This is a genomic window from Thiohalomonas denitrificans (assembly GCF_900102855.1).
Classification (GTDB): Bacteria; Pseudomonadota; Gammaproteobacteria; order Thiohalomonadales; family Thiohalomonadaceae; genus Thiohalomonas; species Thiohalomonas denitrificans.
The window spans coordinates 1-21411 of the sequence record NZ_FMWD01000018.1; the positions used below are offsets into that span (position 1 = coordinate 1).

The 21411-nt window shown below is 59.3% G+C and carries 33 protein-coding genes; 1 reads left to right on the forward strand and 32 read right to left on the reverse strand.

What is annotated here, in order from left to right:
• Positions 1–101: 101 nt before the first annotated feature.
• Entirely contained in the window at positions 102–623 is a 522-nt protein-coding gene (gene ssb, locus BLP65_RS16040; protein WP_092999256.1) for a single-stranded DNA-binding protein, read from the reverse strand.
• Positions 624–800: 177 nt separating this feature from the next.
• A complete protein-coding gene (locus BLP65_RS16045) occupies positions 801–2162 on the reverse strand; it encodes an MFS transporter (RefSeq protein ID WP_245688390.1) in 1362 nt (453 codons plus the stop codon).
• A gap of 626 nt (positions 2163–2788) precedes the next feature.
• Here BLP65_RS16045 and uvrA point away from each other — a divergent pair.
• Entirely contained in the window at positions 2789–5617 is a 2829-nt protein-coding gene (gene uvrA, locus BLP65_RS16050) for an excinuclease ABC subunit UvrA (RefSeq protein WP_092999258.1), read from the forward strand.
• Positions 5618–5958: 341 nt separating this feature from the next.
• Here the strand turns inward: uvrA and BLP65_RS16055 are convergent, their stop codons facing one another.
• The 30 genes from BLP65_RS16055 to BLP65_RS16200 form a co-directional block, all read right to left on the reverse strand.
• Positions 5959–6696 carry an SAM hydrolase/SAM-dependent halogenase family protein gene (locus tag BLP65_RS16055; protein ID WP_092999260.1) on the reverse strand — a complete coding sequence of 246 codons (738 nt, stop codon included), beginning with the start codon at positions 6694–6696 and terminating at the stop codon, positions 5959–5961.
• Positions 6697–6980: 284 nt separating this feature from the next.
• Complete coding sequence (gene rplQ / locus BLP65_RS16060) at positions 6981–7385, reverse strand: 50S ribosomal protein L17 (RefSeq protein WP_092999262.1); 405 nt, start codon at positions 7383–7385, stop codon at positions 6981–6983.
• 98 nt (positions 7386–7483) lie between these two features.
• Entirely contained in the window at positions 7484–8488 is a 1005-nt protein-coding gene (locus BLP65_RS16065) for a DNA-directed RNA polymerase subunit alpha (protein ID WP_092999264.1), read from the reverse strand.
• A 72-nt stretch (positions 8489–8560) separates the two neighbouring features.
• The gene (rpsD, locus tag BLP65_RS16070) at positions 8561–9187 is read right to left on the reverse strand and encodes a 30S ribosomal protein S4 (RefSeq protein ID WP_092999266.1); all 627 of its coding nucleotides are present in this window, start codon (positions 9185–9187) and stop codon (positions 8561–8563) included.
• A gap of 15 nt (positions 9188–9202) precedes the next feature.
• Positions 9203–9592: a 30S ribosomal protein S11 gene (gene rpsK, locus BLP65_RS16075; RefSeq protein WP_092999268.1), complete on the reverse strand. Its 390-nt coding sequence runs from the start codon at positions 9590–9592 to the stop codon at positions 9203–9205.
• 41 nt (positions 9593–9633) lie between these two features.
• Positions 9634–9990 (reverse strand): 30S ribosomal protein S13, encoded by a 357-nt coding sequence (gene rpsM / locus BLP65_RS16080; RefSeq protein WP_092999270.1) that lies wholly within the window; start codon positions 9988–9990, stop codon positions 9634–9636.
• A gap of 110 nt (positions 9991–10100) precedes the next feature.
• Positions 10101–10217, reverse strand: coding sequence for a 50S ribosomal protein L36 (gene rpmJ / locus BLP65_RS16085; protein ID WP_092999272.1), 117 nt, complete (start codon positions 10215–10217; stop codon positions 10101–10103).
• 172 nt (positions 10218–10389) lie between these two features.
• On the reverse strand, positions 10390–11739 hold the full coding sequence (gene secY, locus BLP65_RS16090) for a preprotein translocase subunit SecY (protein WP_092999274.1): 1350 nt from the start codon (positions 11737–11739) through the stop codon (positions 10390–10392).
• Positions 11740–12174, reverse strand: a complete 435-nt coding sequence (rplO, locus tag BLP65_RS16095; protein WP_092999276.1) for a 50S ribosomal protein L15 — start codon at positions 12172–12174, stop codon at positions 11740–11742.
• A gap of 1 nt (position 12175) precedes the next feature.
• Positions 12176–12364 (reverse strand): 50S ribosomal protein L30, encoded by a 189-nt coding sequence (rpmD, locus tag BLP65_RS16100; RefSeq protein ID WP_092999278.1) that lies wholly within the window; start codon positions 12362–12364, stop codon positions 12176–12178.
• Between the two features lie 4 nt (positions 12365–12368).
• Positions 12369–12875, reverse strand: a complete 507-nt coding sequence (gene rpsE, locus BLP65_RS16105) for a 30S ribosomal protein S5 (RefSeq protein WP_092999280.1) — start codon at positions 12873–12875, stop codon at positions 12369–12371.
• A gap of 10 nt (positions 12876–12885) precedes the next feature.
• Positions 12886–13242, reverse strand: a complete 357-nt coding sequence (rplR, locus tag BLP65_RS16110) for a 50S ribosomal protein L18 (protein WP_092999282.1) — start codon at positions 13240–13242, stop codon at positions 12886–12888.
• Between the two features lie 11 nt (positions 13243–13253).
• Positions 13254–13784, reverse strand: coding sequence for a 50S ribosomal protein L6 (rplF, locus tag BLP65_RS16115; protein ID WP_092999283.1), 531 nt, complete (start codon positions 13782–13784; stop codon positions 13254–13256).
• Between the two features lie 12 nt (positions 13785–13796).
• Positions 13797–14192: a 30S ribosomal protein S8 gene (gene rpsH / locus BLP65_RS16120; RefSeq protein WP_092999285.1), complete on the reverse strand. Its 396-nt coding sequence runs from the start codon at positions 14190–14192 to the stop codon at positions 13797–13799.
• Positions 14193–14274: 82 nt separating this feature from the next.
• Complete coding sequence (gene rpsN, locus BLP65_RS16125; RefSeq protein WP_092999287.1) at positions 14275–14580, reverse strand: 30S ribosomal protein S14; 306 nt, start codon at positions 14578–14580, stop codon at positions 14275–14277.
• Positions 14581–14590: 10 nt separating this feature from the next.
• Positions 14591–15130, reverse strand: coding sequence for a 50S ribosomal protein L5 (gene rplE, locus BLP65_RS16130; protein ID WP_092999289.1), 540 nt, complete (start codon positions 15128–15130; stop codon positions 14591–14593).
• Positions 15131–15144: 14 nt separating this feature from the next.
• Positions 15145–15462 (reverse strand): 50S ribosomal protein L24, encoded by a 318-nt coding sequence (rplX, locus tag BLP65_RS16135; protein WP_092999291.1) that lies wholly within the window; start codon positions 15460–15462, stop codon positions 15145–15147.
• 15 nt (positions 15463–15477) lie between these two features.
• Positions 15478–15846: a 50S ribosomal protein L14 gene (rplN, locus tag BLP65_RS16140; protein ID WP_092999293.1), complete on the reverse strand. Its 369-nt coding sequence runs from the start codon at positions 15844–15846 to the stop codon at positions 15478–15480.
• Between the two features lie 146 nt (positions 15847–15992).
• Positions 15993–16253, reverse strand: a complete 261-nt coding sequence (gene rpsQ, locus BLP65_RS16145; protein WP_092999295.1) for a 30S ribosomal protein S17 — start codon at positions 16251–16253, stop codon at positions 15993–15995.
• Entirely contained in the window at positions 16250–16444 is a 195-nt protein-coding gene (gene rpmC, locus BLP65_RS16150; RefSeq protein WP_092999297.1) for a 50S ribosomal protein L29, read from the reverse strand. Before rpmC ends, rpsQ begins: the two co-directional genes overlap by 4 nt.
• On the reverse strand, positions 16444–16857 hold the full coding sequence (rplP, locus tag BLP65_RS16155; protein WP_092999299.1) for a 50S ribosomal protein L16: 414 nt from the start codon (positions 16855–16857) through the stop codon (positions 16444–16446). The genes rpmC and rplP overlap by 1 nt, the downstream gene beginning before the upstream one ends.
• Before the next feature lie 20 nt (positions 16858–16877).
• Entirely contained in the window at positions 16878–17549 is a 672-nt protein-coding gene (rpsC, locus tag BLP65_RS16160) for a 30S ribosomal protein S3 (RefSeq protein WP_092999301.1), read from the reverse strand.
• Positions 17550–17561: 12 nt separating this feature from the next.
• Positions 17562–17894 (reverse strand): 50S ribosomal protein L22, encoded by a 333-nt coding sequence (gene rplV / locus BLP65_RS16165; RefSeq protein ID WP_092999303.1) that lies wholly within the window; start codon positions 17892–17894, stop codon positions 17562–17564.
• Between the two features lie 10 nt (positions 17895–17904).
• The gene (rpsS, locus tag BLP65_RS16170) at positions 17905–18180 is read right to left on the reverse strand and encodes a 30S ribosomal protein S19 (protein WP_092999305.1); all 276 of its coding nucleotides are present in this window, start codon (positions 18178–18180) and stop codon (positions 17905–17907) included.
• Positions 18181–18191: 11 nt separating this feature from the next.
• Positions 18192–19019: a 50S ribosomal protein L2 gene (gene rplB, locus BLP65_RS16175; RefSeq protein WP_092999307.1), complete on the reverse strand. Its 828-nt coding sequence runs from the start codon at positions 19017–19019 to the stop codon at positions 18192–18194.
• A 14-nt stretch (positions 19020–19033) separates the two neighbouring features.
• Entirely contained in the window at positions 19034–19333 is a 300-nt protein-coding gene (gene rplW / locus BLP65_RS16180; RefSeq protein ID WP_092999309.1) for a 50S ribosomal protein L23, read from the reverse strand.
• Positions 19330–19950, reverse strand: coding sequence for a 50S ribosomal protein L4 (gene rplD / locus BLP65_RS16185; RefSeq protein WP_217632033.1), 621 nt, complete (start codon positions 19948–19950; stop codon positions 19330–19332). Before rplD ends, rplW begins: the two co-directional genes overlap by 4 nt.
• Positions 19951–19961: 11 nt before the next feature.
• Positions 19962–20606 (reverse strand): 50S ribosomal protein L3, encoded by a 645-nt coding sequence (gene rplC / locus BLP65_RS16190; protein WP_092999311.1) that lies wholly within the window; start codon positions 20604–20606, stop codon positions 19962–19964.
• Between the two features lie 98 nt (positions 20607–20704).
• The gene (gene rpsJ / locus BLP65_RS16195) at positions 20705–21022 is read right to left on the reverse strand and encodes a 30S ribosomal protein S10 (protein ID WP_092999313.1); all 318 of its coding nucleotides are present in this window, start codon (positions 21020–21022) and stop codon (positions 20705–20707) included.
• 104 nt (positions 21023–21126) lie between these two features.
• Positions 21127–21411: EF-Tu C-terminal domain-related protein (locus tag BLP65_RS16200; protein ID WP_449649470.1), on the reverse strand; the 285-nt coding region annotated here is incomplete at its 5' end.

Genomic DNA, 21411 nt, shown 5'->3' on the forward strand with positions numbered 1-21411 from the left:
CATTCCCGGTAGGAGGCGCGCCCTCGCGGCGATTTGTTGAATCTGTCGCACCGGGGGCAGCCCTCCTGCCTCCGGGGCGTGGGGCGTATCCCGATTCCGCTCTAAAACGGAATATCGTCGTCGAAATCGTCGAAATTGCCACCGCCGGAAGGTGCAGGGGCCGCACCGCCGCGGGATGCCTGACCACCGCCTGCCTGGCCGCCGGAGGGTGCTCCGCCCTGGAATCCGCCTTGCTCCCCCTGGCCGGCATTCGGATTATAGTCGGCACCGCCCCCACCGCCGCCGCGAGGACCACCCAGCATCTGCATTTCATTGGCGACGATTTCGGTGGTGTAGCGATCCTGACCATCCTGTCCCTGCCATTTCCGGGTCTGCAGGCGGCCTTCGATATACACCTGCTGGCCCTTCCGCAGGTATTCGCCGGCGATCTCGCCCAGGCGGCCGAACATGACGACCCGGTGCCATTCCGTCTTTTCCTGCTGCTGACCGGTCTGTTTGTCCTTCCACTGCTCGGAAGTCGCAATAGCAATGTTGGCCACAGCACTGCCGTTTGACGTGTAACGGACATCCGGATCGCGGCCCAGATTACCGACCAAAATGACCTTGTTGATTCCTCGTGCCATATTTTACTCCGTTATGGTTCGTGCTGCCGCAAACGCCGGCCACGGCGGGCACGCACGTGCAGGCCTGGCCGTTCTTCCGGGGAAATGTTGCTGACTTTCGAATGACCAGCCACTCCCTAGCAAGTCGGATATTGTGCCAGAGATTCAAAGCCGCGTGGAGTTTGGGGCCTCCCGGATTCATATAGAAAACCGGTCCAGCTCGGCACGGTCGATTTTGTCGTTATCGATCCGGAGATAGGCGATCCCGTCGTCGACCCCGACATAGGCCTCTTCGACGCCATCGATACGGCAGATCTCACCCTCCAGCTCGGCGGCGCGGGCGGAATCCAGCGGTCCGACGTTGACCATGGCCGAGGCCAGGTAGCGGGGCTGTTTCATGGTTATGGCCAGCAGCCACCACGCCGCCAGCAGGATTGCGCAGAACAGGAAAACCCCGGCCGGACCAAACTGCCCGTAGAGGCTGCCACCGGCTGCCCCGCCGATAAACGCTCCGAAGAACTGCGAGCTGGAGTAGACGCCCATGGCGGTCCCTTTGCTCTGCACGGGGGCTGTTTTGGCAATCAGCGAAGGCATCAGCGCCTCCATCAGATTGAAGGCGATGAAGAACAGCCCCATTAACACGGCCAGGGGCCAGAAACTGTCGTGCAGAAAGACAAAACCGATCTCGCTGAGCCCCAGGAGCGCAATGCCGCCTATGACGATCGGTTTCATGAGGCGCTTTTTCTCCGCCAGGACGATGAAGGGGATCGCTCCGGCCATGGCAAATACCATCACTGGTAGATAGAGCTGCCAGTGATCACTGCTCACCAAACCTGCATCCCGCAGGGCAAGGGGGAGTACGACGAAGCCGGCGGTGAGGACCAGATGCAGGACCAGAATGCCGAAGTCTAGGCGCAGCAGCTGGGTGTCGGCCAGCACCTGGCGAAACTGTTGGGACACCGCTTCGGCATCGCGGTGCACGCGACTATCGGCGGGGGTCGGAACCGCGATCAGAAGGATTGCGATGCCGGCCAGAGCCAGCACAGCCGTCAGCCAGAAAATACCGGGGACGCCTACCCAGCCGTCCAGGACCGGCCCGGCCACCATTGCGATCAGAAAAGAGACACCGATGGTCATGCCGATAACGGCCATGGCCTTGGGCCGGTGCTCCTCGCGGGTGAGATCGGCGGCCAGCGCCATGATTGCGGCGGCCACCGCTCCCGAACCCTGCAGAGTGCGGCCGATGATGACGCCGTTAATGGTATCGGCCGTGGCTGCTATCGCGCTGCCGATGGCAAACAGCAGCAGACCCGCCACGATCACCGGCTTGCGTCCGATTCGGTCCGAGAGCATGCCGAAAGGGATCTGGAAGAGGGCCTGTGTGAGGCCGTAAATACCGATGGCCACCCCCACCAGCGTCGGCGTCACCCCTTCCAGGTCCTCGGCATAGAGCGCGAATACCGGCAGGATGAGAAACAGCCCGAGCATACGGGTGGCGAAGATGCCGGCCAGGGAGATGGCGGCACGGCGTTCCCGAGGGGTCATCTGTTCGGGTGACATTAGGCGGGTATCAAATTCTTCGATTTATTGAGACGTTTGCGCACCGGGGACGACCCCGAAGGACAATCCAGCGCGCTATCTTAGCAGGTTCGTTTTCCCCAGCAAGGAAGTGAGTTATGGGTTTGAAAGCCGGCCCGGCGGTGAGGAGATCCGACGGCTGTTGTCGGCCTGAAGGCCAACCTACTGGGATCCGATGGTCCGAGGCTGTAGGTCGGGCTTTAGCCGTCATTACGGTTGGGAATGTATGGAGCGGAGTACGGTCCAAAGGAGTGCGCCGCTGTGTCCCCGGAGCCGGTGGTGTCCTTTTTGCCTCGCGACAGGCCAAAGGCGTATATTAACCGGTTACGTCCAGGGATGGACGGTATGCCGCGGGGACAGGATGTCCAGGAGCGGCGAACGTCCAGGGATGGACGGTATGCCGCGGGGACAGGATGTCCAGGAGCGGCGAACGTCCAGGGATGGACGGTATGCCGCGGGGACAGGACGTCCAGGAGCGGCGAACGTCCATGGATGGACGGTATGCCGCGGGGACAGGACGTCCGGGAGCGGCGACGTCCAGGGATGGACGGTATGCCGCGGGGACAGGGTGTCCCGGAGCGAACCTAATTTTCTCACACAGGACTTACATGGATACCATTCGGATCCGAGGTGCGCGGACCCACAATCTTCAGAACATTGATCTGGAGTTGCCCCGCGACAAGTTGATTGTCTTCACCGGGCTTTCGGGCTCCGGGAAGTCTTCCCTGGCATTCGACACCATCTATGCCGAGGGGCAGCGACGTTATGTGGAGTCGCTGTCGGCCTATGCCCGCCAGTTCCTGTCGGTGATGGAAAAGCCGGATATCGACCATATCGAGGGGCTCTCGCCGGCGATTTCCATCGAGCAGAAGTCGACTTCCCACAATCCGCGCTCCACGGTGGGCACGGTCACCGAGATTTACGACTATCTGCGCCTGCTTTTTGCCCGTGCCGGCGAGCCGCGCTGCCCGGAGCACGACATTATCCTTGAGGCCCAGACGGTCAGTCAGATGGTGGATCAGGTGGCGGAGCTGCCGGAGGGCACCAAACTGATGCTGCTCGCCCCGGTGATCCAGGACCGCAAGGGTGAACACGTGCAGATTTTTGACGAACTGCGCGCCCAGGGCTTCGTGCGCGCCCGCGTCAACGGCAAGGTCATCGAACTGGACCAGCCGCCCACGCTGGAGCTTCGCAAGAAGCACACCATCGAGGTGGTGGTGGACCGTTTCAAGGTGCGCCCGGACATCAAACAGCGCCTGGCCGACTCTTTCGAGACGGCGCTCAATCTGGCGGACGGCATCGCTTCCGTGGCCTTCATGGACGGGGAGGAAAAGGACATCGTGTTCTCGGCGCGCTTTGCCTGCCCGGTATGCGGGTACTCACTGTCGGAGCTGGAGCCGCGGCTGTTTTCGTTCAATAACCCGGCCGGCGCGTGTCCCACCTGTGACGGCCTGGGGGTCAAGCCCTATTTTGATCCCTCCCGAGTGGTGCTGCATCCCGAACTCAGTCTGGCGGGCGGTGCGGTTCGCGGCTGGGACCGGCGCAATGCCCATTACTTCCAGATGCTGAAGTGTCTGGCGGAACACTACGGCTTCGCCATCGAGACGCCCTTTGAGCAGCTCGATAAGAAAGTCCGTGACGCCCTGCTCTACGGCAGCGACAAACCGATTGAATTCATCTATCCCGGTGGGCGCCGGCGCAAACACCCGTTCGAGGGCATCATTCCCAACATGGAGCGGCGCTATCGCGAGACCGATTCCAACATGGTGCGCGAAGAGCTGGCCAAGTTTCTCAGCACGCAGTCGTGCCCCGACTGCGGCGGAACCCGCCTGAACCGCTCCGCCCGCAGCGTCTTCGTCGCCGGACGCACCCTTCCGGAAATCACCTCCATGCCGGTGGGCCGGGCGACGGAATTCTTCGAGCACCTGACCCTGCCCGGCTGGCGTGGCGAGATTGCCGAGAAGATCGTCAAGGAGATCGAGGAACGCCTGCAGTTTCTGGTCAATGTGGGCCTCAATTATCTGGCCCTGGACCGCAGTGCCGACACCCTCTCCGGTGGCGAGGCGCAGCGCATTCGGCTGGCGAGCCAGATCGGCGCCGGGCTGGTGGGCGTGATGTATATCCTCGACGAGCCTTCCATCGGGCTGCACCAGCGGGACAACGACCGACTGCTGAATACCCTGTTTCGCCTGCGCGACCTAGGGAACACCGTCATCGTGGTCGAGCACGATGAGGACGCCATCCGCAGTGCCGACCACGTGCTGGACATCGGTCCCGGCGCCGGGGCCCATGGGGGCCGGATCGTCGCCCAGGGCACACCCGGCCAGATCATGCGGAGTAAGGACTCGCTGACCGGGCAATACCTGTCGGGCAAGCGCCAGATCGCCGTGCCGGCCGAACGCACGGCGCCGGATGCCGAACGGCAGCTGAAGATCCGCGGTGCCAGCGGCAACAACCTGAAGGGGTTGAGCGTGGACGTTCCCGTCGGCCTGATGACCTGCATCACCGGCGTTTCGGGCTCGGGCAAATCGACGCTGATCAACGACACCCTCTATCGACACGCTGCCCTCTCGGTGAACGGCACCGGCGAGGACCCGGCGCCGGTGGCCGAGATCGTCGGCCTCGAGCACTTCGACAAGGTCGTGGATATCGACCAAAGCCCCATCGGCCGCACGCCGCGCTCCAATCCGGCAACCTATACCGGTCTGTTTACCCCCATCCGGGAGTTGTTCGCCGGCACGCCGGAGGCACGGGCCCGTGGCTACATGCCCGGCCGCTTCAGCTTCAACGTGAAGGGCGGCCGCTGCGAGGCGTGCCAGGGCGACGGAATGATCAAGGTGGAGATGCACTTCCTGCCGGATATCCACGTTGCCTGCGACGTCTGCAAGGGCAAGCGCTACAACCGGGAGACGCTGGAGGTAAAGTACAAGGGCAAGAACATCTTCGAAGTGCTGGAGATGACCGTGGAGGAGGCCCGCGGGTATTTCGACCCGGTACCGGTGGTGGCACGCAAGCTACAGACCCTGATGGACGTGGGCCTCTCCTACGTTCGCCTGGGCCAGAGCGCCACCACGCTGTCCGGCGGCGAAGCGCAGCGCGTGAAACTGGCGCGGGAACTGTCCAAGCGGGATACCGGACGTACGCTCTACATCCTCGACGAGCCGACCACCGGCCTGCACTTCCATGACATCGAGCAGCTTCTGGCCGTGCTCCACCGCCTGCGTGACCACGGCAATACCGTCCTGGTCATCGAGCACAACCTGGACGTCATCAAGACCGCGGACTGGATTATCGACCTCGGCCCCGAAGGAGGCGATCAGGGGGGCACGCTGCTGGCATCCGGCACCCCGGAGGACGTGGCGGAGCATCCCGATTCCTATACCGGGCATTATCTGAAGCCGATGCTGAGTCGGGGCAAAAAGGCGCTGGCGGGTTAGGTTTCGCGGGCGGGCGAAGCGGGCTTTGGGGCTTCTGCAGGATCGCAGACCCTGTGCGAACACGGCGGTACCCGTAGGGTTTTTGCAATCTCTTGAGCGCTGGGGTGCTTTCGCGGCTTCCACCGCTCCTACGGGGCCATTGCCTTCGTTGACCGATGGCGGGTTGTTCTCGGGCAGGGGCGCCCGGGACGGAAATCGCCGCGGGGGCGCGCCTCCTACCAGTAAGATCTCTCCGCCCCGCCGGTAGGAGGGCCGCCCCCGGCGCGAATCCAATAGCGGCAGTTGCTGTAAAACAGAACCACGTAAAACCGAAAACGTTACCCCACACTCCCCTCGAAATTTCACCTTTTCCCCGGGCCGAGGGTCTCTATTTTTGTTCCAATATCCAGGGATAACTGCTCGGCAGCATTGGCCTTGTTGGCGGCAATCTCGACCAACCCCAGGGAGTTGCCGTACCAGAAAGCAGCACCTTCCGGTCGGTCGCTGAAGGTTCGGGCCCAGCGGAGCGTGTGCGGGCCGGCCTTCAGGTGGCTTCCCCGATCCAGCCCATCCGCCCGAATCCCGGTCATCGCATTGCCGAAGCCATCGATATAGACGACCTCCTCCAGGTCATCATCCCAACCCGCAAGGTCCGGCCCGTCGAACGCTTCCAGTTCTACAGGGTGGCCCGACGCCAGCCGGGCAGCGACGGGTGCAAAGAGGTCACGGCCATGAAAACTGGCAGACAAACGTGGAGGCTGCCATTGGATCCTGTGCCACTGTGCGGCTTTGGCTCCTGCCGCTATGGCATTGAACAAGCCGTTGCCGGGCCCCACGAACCAGCGGCCGTCCGCTGCCAGTGCTACCGGTTCCCTGTCGACGCTCCCCACGCCCGGGTCGACCACACCAACGACTACAGCACGGGGCGGCAGGTCCATCGTTAGCGCATTAAGGAGATAAGCGGCCGCCCTCGGATTGAAGGCAGGCGCATCGGACATCAGATTTACCACCGGAACGCCCGGCGCCTCGCTGCGTAGCACGCTCTCCAATTGCCCCAGGTATGGCCCCTTCCAACCGAAATCCGTGAACATCAGAATCATTGGTGACCTCCCGCTTGATTGCACTCCTTTTCATGGATGGTGGTGCAATCGACCGGAGAAAACACCCGGCCCCCATTGATCCCCCGTAGGTCGGCCTTTAGGCCGTCATGGGAGTCGACGGGCTAAAGCCCGACCTACATCAGTCAGAATATCGTGATTCTCCATGTAGGTCGGTCTTCAGACCGTCATCGGAGCTCCATGGGCCCGGTAAGGTATTTTCCCAACGGCGAAACGCAAAAAAGCCGGGCAAGCCCGGCTTTTTTGATCCGAAACAGCCCGACCGCTTATTCGGCGGCGGCGGTTTCCGTTACTTCTTCCGCTTCTTCCGTGATCGGCCGATCGACCAGCTCGACGTACGCCATCGGTGCCGAGTCGCCTGCACGTAATCCACATTTCAGGATCCGCAGATAACCACCCGGACGACTCTCGTAGCGTGGACCGAGCTCACCAAACAGCTTGGCGACCGCGTCTTTATCACGCAGACGAGCGAACGCCAGCCGACGATTGGCGATACTGTCTTTTTTGGCCACGGTAATCAACGGCTCAGCCACCCGGCGCAGCTCTTTCGCCTTCGGCAGTGTGGTTTTGATCAGCTCATGCTCAAAAAGAGACACCGCCATATTACGGAACATCGCCTTCCGATGTGAGCTATTGCGGTTGAGTTGGCGACCGGAATTTCGATGACGCATGGGTTTACCCTACTTGAATTCGTTTATGTCCACGATGACCTGCGCCGCGATTAAAATGCTGTCCGATAGCGGCTTCGATCAAGGTTTATTAAAGGCAGTTATGCGCTTGCCTTATCGTCTTTGTTCTTGAGGCTTGCCGGCGGCCAGTTTTCCAGGCGCATCCCCAGCGAAAGCCCACGAGTTGCCAGCACATCCTTGATTTCGGTGAGCGACTTCTTTCCGAGATTCGGCGTCTTGAGAAGCTCGACCTCGGTCCGCTGAATCAGATCACCGATATAATAGATATTTTCCGCCTTCAGACAATTCGCCGAACGCACCGTCAGTTCGAGATCGTCGACCGGGCGCAGCAGGATCGGATCGATCTCCGGCTGGGCCTCTTCGGCCTCTGCCTGCTCCTTACCTTCCAATTCCACGAATGCGGCGAGCTGGTCCTGCATGATCGTCGCAGCACGGCGAATCGCTTCTTCCGGCTCAATCGTGCCGTTGGTCTCCAGCTCGATCACCAGTTTGTCCAGGTCAGTACGCTGCTCGACGCGCGCACTCTCCACGACATAGGCCACCCGAGTAATCGGGCTGAAACTCGCATCGATCAGCAGACGACCGATGGGACGGCTTCCTTCGTCGGCTTCGGCACGTACGTTGGCCGGCTCGTAGCCGCGACCCGTCGCCACCTTCAGAGTCATGTTCAGCTCGCCCGACTTGGTCAGGTGGGCAATCACATGCTCCGGATTGATCAGCTCAACATCATGGGGCAAGTCGATGTCACCGGCCGTAACCGGACCCAGCCCCTTCTTGGTGAGCGTCAAGGTCGCTTCTGTTCGATGACTGAGCTGAAGTGCGACACCCTTCAGGTTCAGCAGGATCTCGATGACGTCTTCCTGCACGCCTTCGATCGAGGTGTACTCGTGGAGCACACCTTCAATTTCCGCTTCGACAATGGCGCTTCCGGTCATCGACGATAACAGAATGCGGCGCAGTGCGTTACCGAGGGTGTGACCGAACCCGCGTTCCAGCGGCTCCAGTGTCACCTTAGCGGCGGTACCGCTGACCTTCTGCACACCAACGAGGCGCGGTTTGAGCAGTTCGCTAGCTGAGCCCTGCATGAACAGTCCTCTCTAAAATCGCTGTCTATCCTGTGTGCACCCGAATGCGGACGCACCGGGTACTTCAGCCGTTTACTTCGAGTAGAGTTCGACGACCAGCTGTTCCTGAATATCGGCCGGCAGTTCGCTCCGCTCCGGGTCTGCCTTGTAGGTGCCCTCAAGCTTGGTGGCATCGACTTCAAGCCACTCGGGAACACCGCGCTGCTGCGCCAGATCCATCGCTGACTTCACGCGAAGCTGCTGCTTGGCTTTGTCGGAGACCGAAATCACATCTCCCGGCTTTACAGTGTAGGCGGGAATGTTCAGCTTGCGGCCATTCACCTGCACACCGTTGTGACGCACGAGCTGTCGTGCCTCCGTACGGGAAACACCAAAGCCCATCCGGTAAACAACGTTGTCCAGACGCCCTTCAAGCAGCTGGAGCAGGTTTTCGCCGGTAGAGCCTTTCTTGCTGTCCGCCTGCTTGTAATAGAGTCGGAACTGGTTCTCCAGCACGCCGTAAATCCGGCGCAGTTTCTGTTTTGCACGCAGCTGGCGCGCATAGTCGGACAACCGGGTCCGGCGCTGACCATGCTGCCCCGGCGGAAACGGACGATTCTCGACCGGGCACTTGCTGGAAAAACATTTCTCGCCTTTCAGGAAGAGCTTTTCGCCTTCCCGACGGCACTGACGACATTTGGAACCAATGTACCTAGCCACTACCTATCTCCTGGCTTAGACGCGACGCTTTTTAGGCGGACGACACCCGTTATGGGGAATCGGAGTCACGTCAGTGATGTTGGTGATCCGGAAACCGAGGTTATTCAGCGCGCGCACTGCAGACTCGCGACCCGGCCCGGGACCTTTCACCCACACCTCCATGTTCTTCATGCCATATTCCTGGGCCTGCGTTCCAGCACGTTCAGCTGCGACCTGAGCCGCAAAGGGCGTACTCTTGCGAGAGCCGCGGAAGCCGGAGCCCCCTGACGTCGCCCAGCACAGGGTGTTGCCCTGGCGATCGCTGATGCTGATGATGGTGTTATTGAAGGACGCGTGGACGTGCGCAATGCCGTCCGCGATATTCTTCTTTACCTTCTTGCGGGTGCGAGTACTCGCTTTTGCCATAACCGTTTCCCAAATGACCGTGTTTCAGCCGTTCAACAGGCTTATCGTTTGATCGGCCGGCGCGGGCCCTTCCGCGTCCGGGCGTTAGTACGGGTGCGCTGTCCTCTGAGCGGAAGTCCGCGGCGATGACGAATGCCACGGTAACAACCCAGGTCCATCAAGCGCTTGATGTTCATGGACACTTCGCGGCGAAGATCGCCTTCTACGTCGTACTTGCCGACCTCGGCGCGCAGCGCCTCGACTTCGGCTTCCGACAGGTCCTTCACTTTAACGCTCGGCTTGACGCCGGTCGCTTCGCAAATCTTTTCTGCCCGGGTCCGGCCAATGCCGAAAATCGACGTCAGCGCGATGACCGCGTGCTTGTTGACCGGGATATTGATGCCAGCAATACGGGCCATGGAGCCACTCCCTCGAATATCACAGACTAGACGCTACGTGCGTCGTGAAACGCGACATAGTACCGATAAATGTATGTTCAATCAAGCCCCAACTGCGGGGCTTGATCACTTTAGCCCTGGCGCTGCTTGTGCCGGGCGTCGGTCGAACAGATCACGCGCACAACGCCGTTGCGACGCACAATTTTGCAATTGCGGCAGATCTTTTTGACAGATGCACGAACCTTCATCGTCTTACCCTCAATAACTTAACTGCTTAACCACAGAGAACACAGAGGGCACAGATAATCGGAAAAAAGAAAAGCTCCTACGGTCGGGCTACACGCCCTGGAAAGATTCGCATCTTTTCCGCGCTATTACGCTTTTCTTTTCTGTCCTCTGTGCCCTCTGTGGTTCAGACTTCTAGATCCCGGGGCGACGGTGGCCCTTTAGGTTGGCCTTCTTCATCAGACCTTCGTACTGATGTGACACCAGATGACTCTGCATCTGGGACGTAAAGTCCATCACCACGACGACGATGATCAACAAAGAGGTCCCGCCAAAATAGAAGGGCACATTCCACTGCAGAATCAGGAACTCGGGCAGCAGGCAGACCGCAGTGATATAAAGCGCACCTGCGAACGTCAGCTTACCGAGAATTCCGTCAATGTATCGTGCGGTCTGCTCCCCTGGCCGAATTCCGGGGATAAAGGCACCCGATTTCTTCAGGTTTTCCGCCGTATCCTTCGGGTTGAACATCAACGCCGTATAGAAAAAGCAGAAGAAGATGATCGCTGCTGCATACATCAACACGTACAGCGGCTGTCCCGGCGAAAGCGTTGTCGACAGGTTCTGCAGCCAACCCATTCCCTCACCCGTGCCGAACCAGCCGGCCAGCGTCGCGGGAAAGAGAATGATGCTCGAGGCAAAAATGGGCGGAATGACACCGGCCATGTTCACCTTCAAGGGCAAATGGCTGCTTTGTGCGGCATACATCCGCCGCCCCTGCTGACGCTTCGCGTAGTTGACCGTGATACGGCGTTGCCCCCGTTCCACGAAAACCACAAAGCCCGTGACTGCGATCGCCAGAGCGAACAGAATCAGAACCAGTGCGGAACTCAACTCACCGGTACGAGCCAGCTCAAGCGTGCCACCGATTGCCGATGGCAAACCGGCGACGATGCCCGCGAAGATAATCAAAGAGATGCCGTTACCGATGCCTCTCTCAGTGACCTGTTCACCCAGCCACATGAGAAACATGACGCCGGTTACCAGGGTCAACACCGTAATCATCCGGAAAGCCAGACCGGGCTCGATGACAACGGGGATATTGCCCGGAGCCATCTGGCCCTCGAGCATCACTGCAACACCGATGGATTGGAATGTCGCCAGAACCAGCGTCCCATAACGGGTATACTGACTGATCTTGCGGCGACCCTGGGCCCCTTCCTTGTTGAGCTGCTCGAGCTTCGGCGAAACCTTGGTCAGCAACTGGGTGATAATCGATGCCGAGATATACGGCATGATGCCCAGTGCAAACACCGAAAATCGACTCAGGGCCCCGCCGGAGAACATGTTGAACATGTCCAGGATCGTGCCGCGCTGCTGTTCAAACAGCTTTGCCAGCGCAACTGGATCGATGCCCGGAACCGGGATGTGCGCGCCAATACGAAACACCAGCAGCGCCCCCAACACAAACAGCAGACGCTGCTTGAGTTCGGTCAGCTTGCCGCCGGCCAATGCATTGGCAACCGATGACCGCGAAGCGCCCACTTAACCCTCGACTTTCCCGCCGGCGGCTTCGATTGCAGCTCGGGCACCCTTGGTGACGCCCAGACCCTTAATCGTTACCGCGGTACTGATTTCACCGGAAGCGATGATCTTCGCCCGCGTGGTATCGGCAGATACGATGTTCGCTGCCTTCAAACCCGCCAGGTCCACAACACCGCCCTCTACCTTCGCCAGCTCGTGGAGGCGAACCTCCGCGGTGGTACGGCCAATCCGAGAGCTGAAGCCTACTTTCGGCAACCGGCGCTGCAGCGGCATCTGACCGCCTTCAAAGCCCACCTTATGAAAGCCGCCGGAGCGGGACTTCTGCCCCTTGTGGCCACGACCGCCTGTTTTTCCGAGACCGGAGCCGATACCACGACCGACCCGTTTGGCCGTCTTCTTCGCCCCTTCTGCGGGCTTGAGTTCATTCAGTCTCATGTCAAACCTCTTCCACTTTAAGCAAGTAGGAGACCTTGTTGATCATGCCCCGATTCTCAGGCGTATCAATGACCTCAACCGTTTGGTGCATGCGGCGCAGGCCCAGGCCAGCGACACACGCCGTGTGCGTCGGCAGTCGCCCGTGCTTACTGCGCACCAGAGTTAACCTTACCTTTTTGTTCTCGGCCATGGCTCTATTCCAGAATCTCTTTCACGCTCTTGCCGCGCTTGGCCGCCACCTGCTCAGGTGAAGCCATTTCCGTCAGGCCCCGAAGGGTGGCCCGCACGACATTGATGGGGTTGTTGCTGCCGATGCACTTTGCGAGCACGTTGTGCACTCCGGCAACCTCAAACACCGCACGCATGGCACCGCCAGCGATGATACCGGTACCATCGGAGGCCGGTTTCATGAAGACTTTTGCCGCACCGTGGCGCGACGTTGTCGGATACTGCAGCGTTCCGTTATCGGTAATCCCCACTTCCCGCATGTTCTTGCGGGCAGCTTCCATCGCCTTCTGAATGGCGACAGGAACTTCGCGGGCTTTACCGGTACCAAAGCCGACCTTGCCGTTGCCATCACCGACTACGCTGAGTGCGGAGAAGCCAAATTGGCGACCGCCCTTGACCACTTTCGCGACACGGTTTACCCCGATCAATTTCTCAATCAGGCCGTCGCTACTGGATGCATCGAATCCCGCCATTGTCTAACCTTTAGAATTCCAGACCGTTCTCGCGGGCCGCATCGGCAAGTGCCTTGACCCGACCGTGATACTTGAACCCGGAGCGATCGAAAGCCACTTTCGTGACACCCGCTGCCTTGGCTTTGTCGGCAATTGCCTTTCCGACGGCACTGGCGGCATCGATATTGCCAGTGGTCTTCAGGTCGCCGTTTACCTCTTTCTGAACAGTTGAAGCAGCCGCAACCACTTCCGAACCATTCGGTGCAATCACCTGGGCATAAATATGCCGGGGGGTGCGAAACACGCACAGCCGCGGCACTCCAAGTTCCCGAATCTTCGCCCGAGCACGCGTTGCGCGGCGCAGACGAGTCGTTTTTTTCGTATTCATCACCGAAACCCTTACTTCTTCTTCGCCTCTTTACGGACGATGCGCTCGTCCGCGTACTTGACGCCCTTGCCCTTGTAAGGCTCAGGCGGACGGAATGCCCGGATCTCCGCGGCAACCTGTCCTACCTGCTGCTTGTCTACCCCTTTGACCACGACTTCGGTCTGGGAGGGCGCCTCGACCGTGATGCCTTCCGGCACCTCGTAGGCAATTGGATGGGAGAAGCCGAGGGTCAGATTCAGAACCTTGCCCTGCGCCTGAGCGCGATAACCCACGCCGACCAGCTCGAGCTTCTTCTCGAAGCCGCTACTGACACCGGTCATCATGGTGTTGACCAATGCTCGCGTCGTGCCGACCAGCGCCATCGCGTTACGGTCGTTCTTGCGCGGCGCAAACCGCATCTGCCCGTCTTCCTGATGGATCTCCACGTCCGGATGCACCTGGTGTTCCATACTGCCTTTGGAACCTTTCACCGAGACCTGCTGGTCCTCGACCGTGATGGTGACGCCGGACAGGATCGCAATCGGTTTTAAAACTCTAGCCATACCGCACCACCCCTAGGACACTTCGCACAGCACTTCGCCACCGTGCCCTGCCGCTCGCGCGGCACGGTCGGTCATAACGCCGGCGGACGTGGAAACAATCGCAATTCCGAGACCGCCCATTACCTTCGGCAGCTCGTCCTTGCCCTTATAAATACGCAGGCCCGGGCGGCTTACGCGCTGGATATTTTCGATGACAGGCTTGCCTTGATAGTAGCGAAGGACAACGCTCAGCACCGGTTTACCATCGATATCCTGCACGGACAGATCACTGACATAGCCTTCGTCCTTCAGGACGTTCCCAACAGCCTGCTTGAGCTTGGAGGAAGGCATCGAGACTTCCACCTTGCCCGCATGCAGGCCATTGCGAATGCGGGTCAGCATATCCGCGATGGGATCAGTCATGCTCATACGGTTTGCTCCAAATCAAATACGAGATTCGAGATTCGAGATACGAACACCCGTAGCTCTATTCCCGGCTCTCTACCTTGTTTTACCAACTGGCCTTACGCAGACCCGGAACATCGCCCCGCATGGTGGCTTCCCGCAGCTTGTTCCGGCCGAGGCCGAACTTGCGGTAATAGCCATGCGGCCGACCGGTCAGCGCACAACGATTGCGTTGCCGGGTCGGGCTCGAGTCCCGTGGCAACTTCTGCATCTTCAGCTCCAGATCCTGACGCTCTTCATAGGTCAGTTCGGGATCCTTCAGCTTCTTGCGAAGTTCATCACGTTTAGCCTGGTACTTCTTGACCAGCCGCTCGCGCTTCTTTTCGCGCTGAACCATCGAAACTTTAGCCATATCCTTTACCTCAACCCTTCAGCGGGAAATTGAAGGCCTTGAGCAATGCGCGGCCGTGTTCATCGTTTTCCGCCGACGTGGTGATGGTGATATCCATACCCCGCAGTGTATCGATCTTGTCGTAGTCGATCTCGGGAAAGATGATCTGCTCGCGAACGCCCATGCTGTAGTTGCCGCGCCCGTCAAACGACTTCGGGCTGAGGCCCCGGAAATCACGGATACGCGGGATCGCGATGTTCACCAGTCGGTCGAAAAACTCGTACATCCGCTCCCGACGCAGTGTCACCTTGCAACCGATCGGCCAGCCTTCGCGAATCTTGAACCCGGCCACCGACTTGCGCGCTTTCGTCACGATCGGACGCTGACCAACGATGCCTGTGAGATCCTTGACCGCGTGGTCAAGCACCTTCTTGTCAGCAGCAGCCTCGCCAACACCCATGTTCACCGTAATCTTCTCGATACGCGGCACGGACATCGGATTGCTGATGTTAAGCTCTTCCATCAGCTGCTTCTGAACCGTCTCCTGATAAAAATCTTTCAGTCTTGCCATCTCAGCACCCGCCGTTACGCGTCAATCACTTCGTTGTTCGATTTGAAGAAGCGGACTTTGCGGCCGTCGTCAAGGACACGGAAACCGACCCGATCCGCTTTACCACTCTCGGCATTGAAGATCGCAACGTTGGATACGTGAAGCGGCATCTCTTTCTCAATGATGCCACCCGGCTGTCCCGACATCGGATTGCCCTTCTGGTGTTTCTTCACCGTATTGACACCTTCCACCACGACCTTGTCGTTCGCCAGGACCCGCAGCACGGTACCGCGCTTGCCTTTGTCCTTGCCGGCGTTAACGACGACTTCATCACCTTTCTTAATCTTGCGCATGATGCTCTCCCCTCCCTACAGCACTTCTGGAGCCAGGGAGATGATCTTCATAAACCGTTCGGTACGCAGCTCACGGGTAACCGGCCCAAAAATACGGGTTCCGATCGGCTCGAGTTTGGGATTCAACAGCACTGCTGCGTTCCCATCGAACCGGATTACCGAGCCGTCCGCACGACGCACACCCTTGCGCGTACGTACCACCACTGCGCTGTAAACGTCCCCCTTCTTAACCTTGCCCCGGGGAATCGCCTCTTTCACGCTTACCTTGATGATGTCGCCGACACCTGCATAGCGTCTGTGCGAACCACCCAGTACCTTAATGCACTGCACAACCCGCGCGCCGCTGTTATCGGCAACATCCAGCCTGGTCTGCATTTGAATCATTGCAGTCTCTCCACACCTATTTTAACCGGACGTCCCGGCCGCCCCGGATCAAGGGCGCGAAATATAGCACTAAAAGAGGCAAAGCCCAAGTGTTAAATGACTTGGGCCCCTTTGCCACGACGTCCCGGTGGCTTGTTAGTCGGTTCCTACTTGGCGCGTTCGATAACTTCCACCAGCTGCCAATTCTTTCGCTTGGCTATCGGCCGGCATTCAGAGATGGTGACCGTATCTCCTTCATTGCACGCGTTGTTCTCATCGTGTGCATGGAGTTTGGTGGAACGCTTGATATATTTGCCGTACAGCGGGTGGCGGACCTGGCGCTCGATCAGCACAGTGATGGTCTTGTCCATCTTGTTGCTGACCACCCGGCCCTGCAGGGTACGGACGGTTTTGCCCTGTTCACTCATTTTTCAGCCTTCTTTTCTGTCAGAACCGTCTTTACACGCGCGATATCACGCCCCACGGCCTTCATGCGATGCGGCTGCGACAACTGGCCGGTGCCCTTCTGCATGCGCAGATTAAACTGTTCGCGCAACAGCCCGAGCAGTTCACCATTAAGCTCGTCCACGCTTTTCTCTTTTAAATCACTCGCTTTCATCACAGCACCGTACGCGTTACGAAGGTGGTTTTGACAGGCAGTTTCGCCGCGGCCAGACGAAATGCCTCGCGGGCGATCTCTTCCGAAACCCCCTGCATTTCGTAAAGCATGCGACCGGGCTGAATTTGTGCCACCCAGTATTCGACGTTGCCCTTACCCTTACCCTGCCGTACTTCCAGGGGTTTCTGGGTGATGGGCTTGTCCGGAAAGATCCGAATCCAGATCTTGCCGCCACGTTTGATATAGCGGGTCATCGCACGGCGTGCGGCCTCAATCTGGCGCGCATTGATACGGCCACGGCCGGCGGCCTTGAGACCATATTCGCCGAAGCTGACCTTGTTGCCGCTCGTCGCCAGGCCGCGGTTGCGCCCCTTGTGCTGCTTGCGGAACTTGGTTCGTTTAGGCTGAAGCATTGTCCGTTACCCCAAAAAAATTATTTCTTCGCCGCGGCCTTTTCGCCCTCAGCCGGCATTTCGCCGCCGATGACCTCGCCCTTGAAGATCCACACCTTCACACCAATGATGCCGTAGGTGGTTTTCGCCTCGGCGAAGCCGTAATCGATATCGGCACGCAGGGTGTGCAGCGGCACGCGACCTTCGCGATACCATTCCGAACGCGCGATTTCAGCGCCATTCAAACGGCCGCCCACATTGACCTTTACGCCCTGAGCGCCGAGCCGCATGGTGTTGGTCACGGCACGCTTCATGGCGCGACGGAACATGATGCGACGTTCCAGCTGCTGAGCGATGCCCTGCGCCACCAGCGTGGCGTCAAGTTCCGGCTTGCGGATCTCTTCGATATTGATGTGGACCGGAATCCCCATCATGGCTGCCACATCACGGCGCAGCTTCTCGATATCCTCGCCCTTCTTGCCGATCACCAGGCCCGGACGACCACTATGAATCGTGATCCGCGCGTTACGGGCTGGACGTTCGATCTGAATCCGGCTCACCGAAGCCCGCGCCAACCGCTTCTGCAGATAGTCGCGGACGGTCAGATCAGTGTGCAGGATGTCCTTGAAATTCCCTTTGTCGGCATACCACTTGGAGGTCCAGTCTTTGGTAATACCGAGACGAATTCCTGTCGGATGTACTTTATGTCCCATTACTGCCTCTCTTTACTTGTCCGCGACCATCACGGTGACGTGACTGGTGCGCTTGAGAATGCGGTTAGCGCGGCCCTTGGCGCGAGCGCGCAGACGCTTCAGCACCGGTCCCTGATCGATGTAGATCCGGGAGACCTTGAGCTCATCGATATCCGCACCCTCGTTGTGCTCCGCATTAGCAACGGCCGACTCGAGCACTTTCTTCACGATTCCGGAGGCCTTTTTCGGGCTGAAGGTCAGCAATTCGAGCGCCTTCTCCACGGACATGCCGCGAACCTGATCGGCCACCAAACGGACCTTCTGCGGAGAAATCCGCGCGTATTTCAACCTGGCTGCTGTTTCCATGGCGACCCCCTTATCGTTTCGACTTCTTGTCGGCCGCATGGCCTTTGTAGGTACGGGTGGGCGCAAACTCTCCCAGCTTGTGTCCGACCATGTTTTCGTTGATCAGAATCGGCACATGCTGGCGGCCGTTGTGCACGGCGATCGTGAGCCCCACCATGTCCGGAAGGACCATGGAACGGCGCGACCAGGTTTTGATCGGCCGTTTGTTACCGCTTTCGGCGGCTGCTGCTACCTTGTTCGCCAAATGATTATCGACGAAAGGACCTTTCTTTACTGAGCGCGGCATTAGTCTGCCCTCTACTTCTGCTTGCGTCGACGGACGATCATGTCGTCAGTCCGCTTGTTCGTACGAGTCTTATACCCCTTGGTGGGCACACCCCACGGAGTTACCGGATGACGGCCTCCGGAGCTGCGGCCTTCACCACCACCGTGCGGGTGGTCGACGGGATTCATCGCCGCACCGCGAACCGTGGGACGCTCGCCCCTCCAGCGTTTTGCGCCGGCCTTGCCGAGTTTCCGCAGGCTGTGTTCCGAGTTGGAAACCTCGCCTACCGTTGCCCGACAATCGGACTGCACCTTGCGCATTTCGCCAGAGCGCAGCCGCAGCGTGGCCAGCTTACCCTCGCGGGCCACCAACTGCGCCGAAGTACCGGCACTGCGGGCCAGCTGTGCACCCTTGCCCGGCTTCATCTCGATGCAGTGCACCGTGGTACCGAGAGGGATTTCCCGCAGCCGGAGGCAGTTGCCCGGCTTGATCGGTGAACCGCTTCCGGACACCACCGGATCACCGGCACGCAAGCCTTTCGGTGCGATCACATAACGGCGCTCGCCATCGGTGTATTTCAACAGTGCAATGTGCGCAGTACGATTCGGGTCGTATTCGATCCGCTCCACCACCGCCGGCACACTGTCCTTGTTCCGTTTGAAGTCGATCACGCGGTACTTCTGCTTGTGGCCGCCCCCACGGTGCCGCGTCGTAATTCGGCCGGCATTGTTCCGCCCGCCGGTTTTACTCTTCTTCTCCACGAGCGGTGCATAGGGCTCGCCCTTGTGCAGATGGTCGTGAACCACCTTCACCGCAAAGCGCCGCCCTGGAGACGTCGGTTTCAGCTTGACTACAGGCATCTTCGAGCTTCCTTTTATTCAGCACCACCCATGAAGTCGATCTCCTGACCGGACTCCAAGGTGACATAGGCTTTCTTCCAGCCGCTACGGCGGCCTTGACGCGCACCGAACCGCTTCTGCTTGCCCTTCATATTGGCCACGCGAACCTGCTCAACCTGAACATTGAACAGCGACTCGACAGCGCCTTTAATCTCGGGCTTGGTGGCATCGGGGACTACCTTGAACACATACTGGCTGTCGCTTTCCGCAACCAACGTGCTCTTTTCCGAAACGACCGGCGCGAGCAGCACATTCATCAGACGTTCCTGGTTCATGCCAGCATCTCCTCCAGCTTTTTGACGGCCGGGACGGTTATGAGCACCTTTTCGAAACCGACCAGGCTGACCGGGTCGACTCGGCCGGCGGTGGCCACGTCAACGCTTTTAAGGTTGCGGGCCGAAAGGAACAGATTGTCGTCCACTTCATCGGCGACAATAAGGACATTACCAAGCCCAAGATTCTTGAGCTTTTCGTTCAGTTCCCTGGTTTTCGGGGCTTCCATCACGAACTTGTCCACTACCACCAGCCGTTCCTGCCGTACCAGCTCGGAGAGGATCGAGCGCAGCGCGCCCCGATACATCTTTTTGTTGACCTTCTGGGAGTAATCCCGCGGCTGTGCCGCGAAAGTCCTGCCGCCCCCGACCCAAATGGGACTGCGAATCGTGCCGGCGCGTGCGCGCCCGGTGCCCTTCTGGCGCCAGGGCTTGCTGCCCCCGCCGCTGACGGCGGCACGATTCTTCTGGGCCTTGGTCCCGGCACGGCCACCGGCCATATAGGCAGTGACGACCTGATGAACCAGAGCTTCGTTAAAGTCACGCCCGAAGTTGGCTTCAGACAACTCGACCGTATTCTTGGACGCACGGCCTGTTGCCGTCGTGAGATTCATTTCCATGGTATCGCTCCTCAGGCCTTGCTCTTGACCGCGGGGGTCACGACCACATTGCCGCCTTTGGCTCCCGGTACTGCGCCTTTGATCAGCAGCAGGTTCCGTTCGACATCAACACGGACAACCTCGAGGTTCTGGACGGTCCGCTTGGCGTCGCCCATATGGCCGGCCATTTTCTTGCCTTTGAACACGCGACCGGGGGTCTGGCCCTGACCGATCGAGCCAGGAGCCCGATGCGAGAGCGAATTACCGTGGGTGGCGTCCTGAGTGCGGTAATGATGCCGCTTCACGACGCCTGCAAAACCCTTACCGATGGTGCGACCGGACACATCGACGGTCTGTCCGGCTTCAAAGATATCGACCTTGATTTCCGAACCCGGCTCAAGACCTTCGCCTTCGCCCTCTTTCAGGCGAAACTCGGCGAGCTTCGAGCCCGCAGCGACACCGGACTTCGCAAAGTGTCCAGCCCGCGGCTTGGTGACCCGGCTCGGTTTGGGGGTGCCCACTGCCACCTGGATCGCCGAATACCCATCGGTATCGAGGCTCTTCAGCTGGCTGATTCTGTTCGGCTCGACTTCAATAACCGTGACGGGAATGGAGATGCCGTCATCCGTGAAGATGCGAGTCATACCGCATTTCCGGCCTACTACTCCGATTGTCATTGTTCTTGCCCTCTACACCGCACCGACTACGATTGGCCGGCACTGTATCGATTCACCGCTTCCCGAAGGCGCGGCTCTGACTTCAATCCAAAAACCGCTTACTGCAGTTTAATCTGAACATCCACACCGGCAGCCAGATCGAGTTTCATCAACGCGTCGACCGTTTTGTCGGTCGGGTCAACAATATCCATCAGGCGCTTGTGCGTCCGTAGCTCATACTGGTCCCGCGCATCCTTGTTGACGTGCGGAGAGGTGAGTACCGTAAAACGCTCTTTCTTCGTTGGCAGCGGGATCGGGCCCTTGACCTGGGCTCCGGTCCGTTTCGCTGTCTCGACGATCTCCCGCGCAGACTGATCGATCAGGCGATGATCGAATGCCTTCAGGCGGATGCGGATCTTTTGACTGGTGGTCGCCATAATTTTACCTTAGGTATGAGATGCGAGATAAGAGATACGAAAGGCCGGGCTCGTCGTACCCACACTCCCTCGTATCTCGTATTATTTCTCTCGTATCTGCAGTGTTACTCGAGGATCTTCGCAACAACGCCGGCACCCACGGTGCGGCCACCTTCGCGAACTGCGAAACGCAGCCCCTCTTCCATCGCAATCGGTGCGATCAGCGACACGGTCATCTGCACGTTATCGCCCGGCATCACCATCTCGACCCCTTCGGGCAGGTCGCAGGCACCGGTCACGTCCGTGGTACGGAAGTAGAACTGCGGACGATAGCCGTTGAAGAACGGCGTGTGACGACCACCCTCTTCCTTCGACAGCACGTACACTTCGCACTCGAACTTGGTGTGCGG

Excerpts from the sequence above, each read along its gene's own strand:
- rpsM (WP_092999270.1), bottom strand. The coding sequence starts at position 9,990 with ATGGCCCGTATTGCTGGCATCAATATCCCGGTCAACAAGCACGCGGTC.
- rpsS (WP_092999305.1), bottom strand. The coding sequence starts at position 18,180 with ATGCCGCGCTCAGTAAAGAAAGGTCCTTTCGTCGATAATCATTTGGCG.
- rpsK (WP_092999268.1), bottom strand. The coding sequence starts at position 9,592 with ATGGCAAAAGCGAGTACTCGCACCCGCAAGAAGGTAAAGAAGAATATC.
- rpsQ (WP_092999295.1), bottom strand. The coding sequence starts at position 16,253 with ATGAGTGAACAGGGCAAAACCGTCCGTACCCTGCAGGGCCGGGTGGTC.
- ssb (WP_092999256.1), bottom strand. The coding sequence starts at position 623 with ATGGCACGAGGAATCAACAAGGTCATTTTGGTCGGTAATCTGGGCCGC.
- rpmD (WP_092999278.1), bottom strand. The coding sequence starts at position 12,364 with ATGGCCGAGAACAAAAAGGTAAGGTTAACTCTGGTGCGCAGTAAGCAC.
- BLP65_RS16045 (WP_245688390.1), bottom strand. The coding sequence starts at position 2,162 with ATGTCACCCGAACAGATGACCCCTCGGGAACGCCGTGCCGCCATCTCC.
- rplR (WP_092999282.1), bottom strand. The coding sequence starts at position 13,242 with ATGAATACGAAAAAAACGACTCGTCTGCGCCGCGCAACGCGTGCTCGG.
- rpsC (WP_092999301.1), bottom strand. The coding sequence starts at position 17,549 with ATGGGACATAAAGTACATCCGACAGGAATTCGTCTCGGTATTACCAAA.
- rplD (WP_217632033.1), bottom strand. The coding sequence starts at position 19,950 with ATGGAAATGAATCTCACGACGGCAACAGGCCGTGCGTCCAAGAATACG.
- rplQ (WP_092999262.1), bottom strand. The coding sequence starts at position 7,385 with ATGCGTCATCGAAATTCCGGTCGCCAACTCAACCGCAATAGCTCACAT.
- rplW (WP_092999309.1), bottom strand. The coding sequence starts at position 19,333 with ATGAACCAGGAACGTCTGATGAATGTGCTGCTCGCGCCGGTCGTTTCG.
- rplF (WP_092999283.1), bottom strand. The coding sequence starts at position 13,784 with ATGGCTAGAGTTTTAAAACCGATTGCGATCCTGTCCGGCGTCACCATC.
- rplC (WP_092999311.1), bottom strand. The coding sequence starts at position 20,606 with ATGACAATCGGAGTAGTAGGCCGGAAATGCGGTATGACTCGCATCTTC.
- rpsE (WP_092999280.1), bottom strand. The coding sequence starts at position 12,875 with ATGGCGGGATTCGATGCATCCAGTAGCGACGGCCTGATTGAGAAATTG.
- BLP65_RS16065 (WP_092999264.1), bottom strand. The coding sequence starts at position 8,488 with ATGCAGGGCTCAGCTAGCGAACTGCTCAAACCGCGCCTCGTTGGTGTG.
- rplV (WP_092999303.1), bottom strand. The coding sequence starts at position 17,894 with ATGGAAACAGCAGCCAGGTTGAAATACGCGCGGATTTCTCCGCAGAAG.
- rplO (WP_092999276.1), bottom strand. The coding sequence starts at position 12,174 with ATGAGACTGAATGAACTCAAGCCCGCAGAAGGGGCGAAGAAGACGGCC.
- rpmJ (WP_092999272.1), bottom strand. The coding sequence starts at position 10,217 with ATGAAGGTTCGTGCATCTGTCAAAAAGATCTGCCGCAATTGCAAAATT.
- rpsN (WP_092999287.1), bottom strand. The coding sequence starts at position 14,580 with ATGGCTAAAGTTTCGATGGTTCAGCGCGAAAAGAAGCGCGAGCGGCTG.
- rpmC (WP_092999297.1), bottom strand. The coding sequence starts at position 16,444 with ATGAAAGCGAGTGATTTAAAAGAGAAAAGCGTGGACGAGCTTAATGGT.
- uvrA (WP_092999258.1), top strand. The coding sequence starts at position 2,789 with ATGGATACCATTCGGATCCGAGGTGCGCGGACCCACAATCTTCAGAAC.
- rplN (WP_092999293.1), bottom strand. The coding sequence starts at position 15,846 with ATGATTCAAATGCAGACCAGGCTGGATGTTGCCGATAACAGCGGCGCG.
- rplP (WP_092999299.1), bottom strand. The coding sequence starts at position 16,857 with ATGCTTCAGCCTAAACGAACCAAGTTCCGCAAGCAGCACAAGGGGCGC.
- rpsH (WP_092999285.1), bottom strand. The coding sequence starts at position 14,192 with ATGAGCATGACTGATCCCATCGCGGATATGCTGACCCGCATTCGCAAT.
- BLP65_RS16055 (WP_092999260.1), bottom strand. The coding sequence starts at position 6,696 with ATGATTCTGATGTTCACGGATTTCGGTTGGAAGGGGCCATACCTGGGG.
- rpsJ (WP_092999313.1), bottom strand. The coding sequence starts at position 21,022 with ATGGCGACCACCAGTCAAAAGATCCGCATCCGCCTGAAGGCATTCGAT.
- rplB (WP_092999307.1), bottom strand. The coding sequence starts at position 19,019 with ATGCCTGTAGTCAAGCTGAAACCGACGTCTCCAGGGCGGCGCTTTGCG.
- rplX (WP_092999291.1), bottom strand. The coding sequence starts at position 15,462 with ATGCGCAAGATTAAGAAAGGTGATGAAGTCGTCGTTAACGCCGGCAAG.
- rplE (WP_092999289.1), bottom strand. The coding sequence starts at position 15,130 with ATGGCAAGACTGAAAGATTTTTATCAGGAGACGGTTCAGAAGCAGCTG.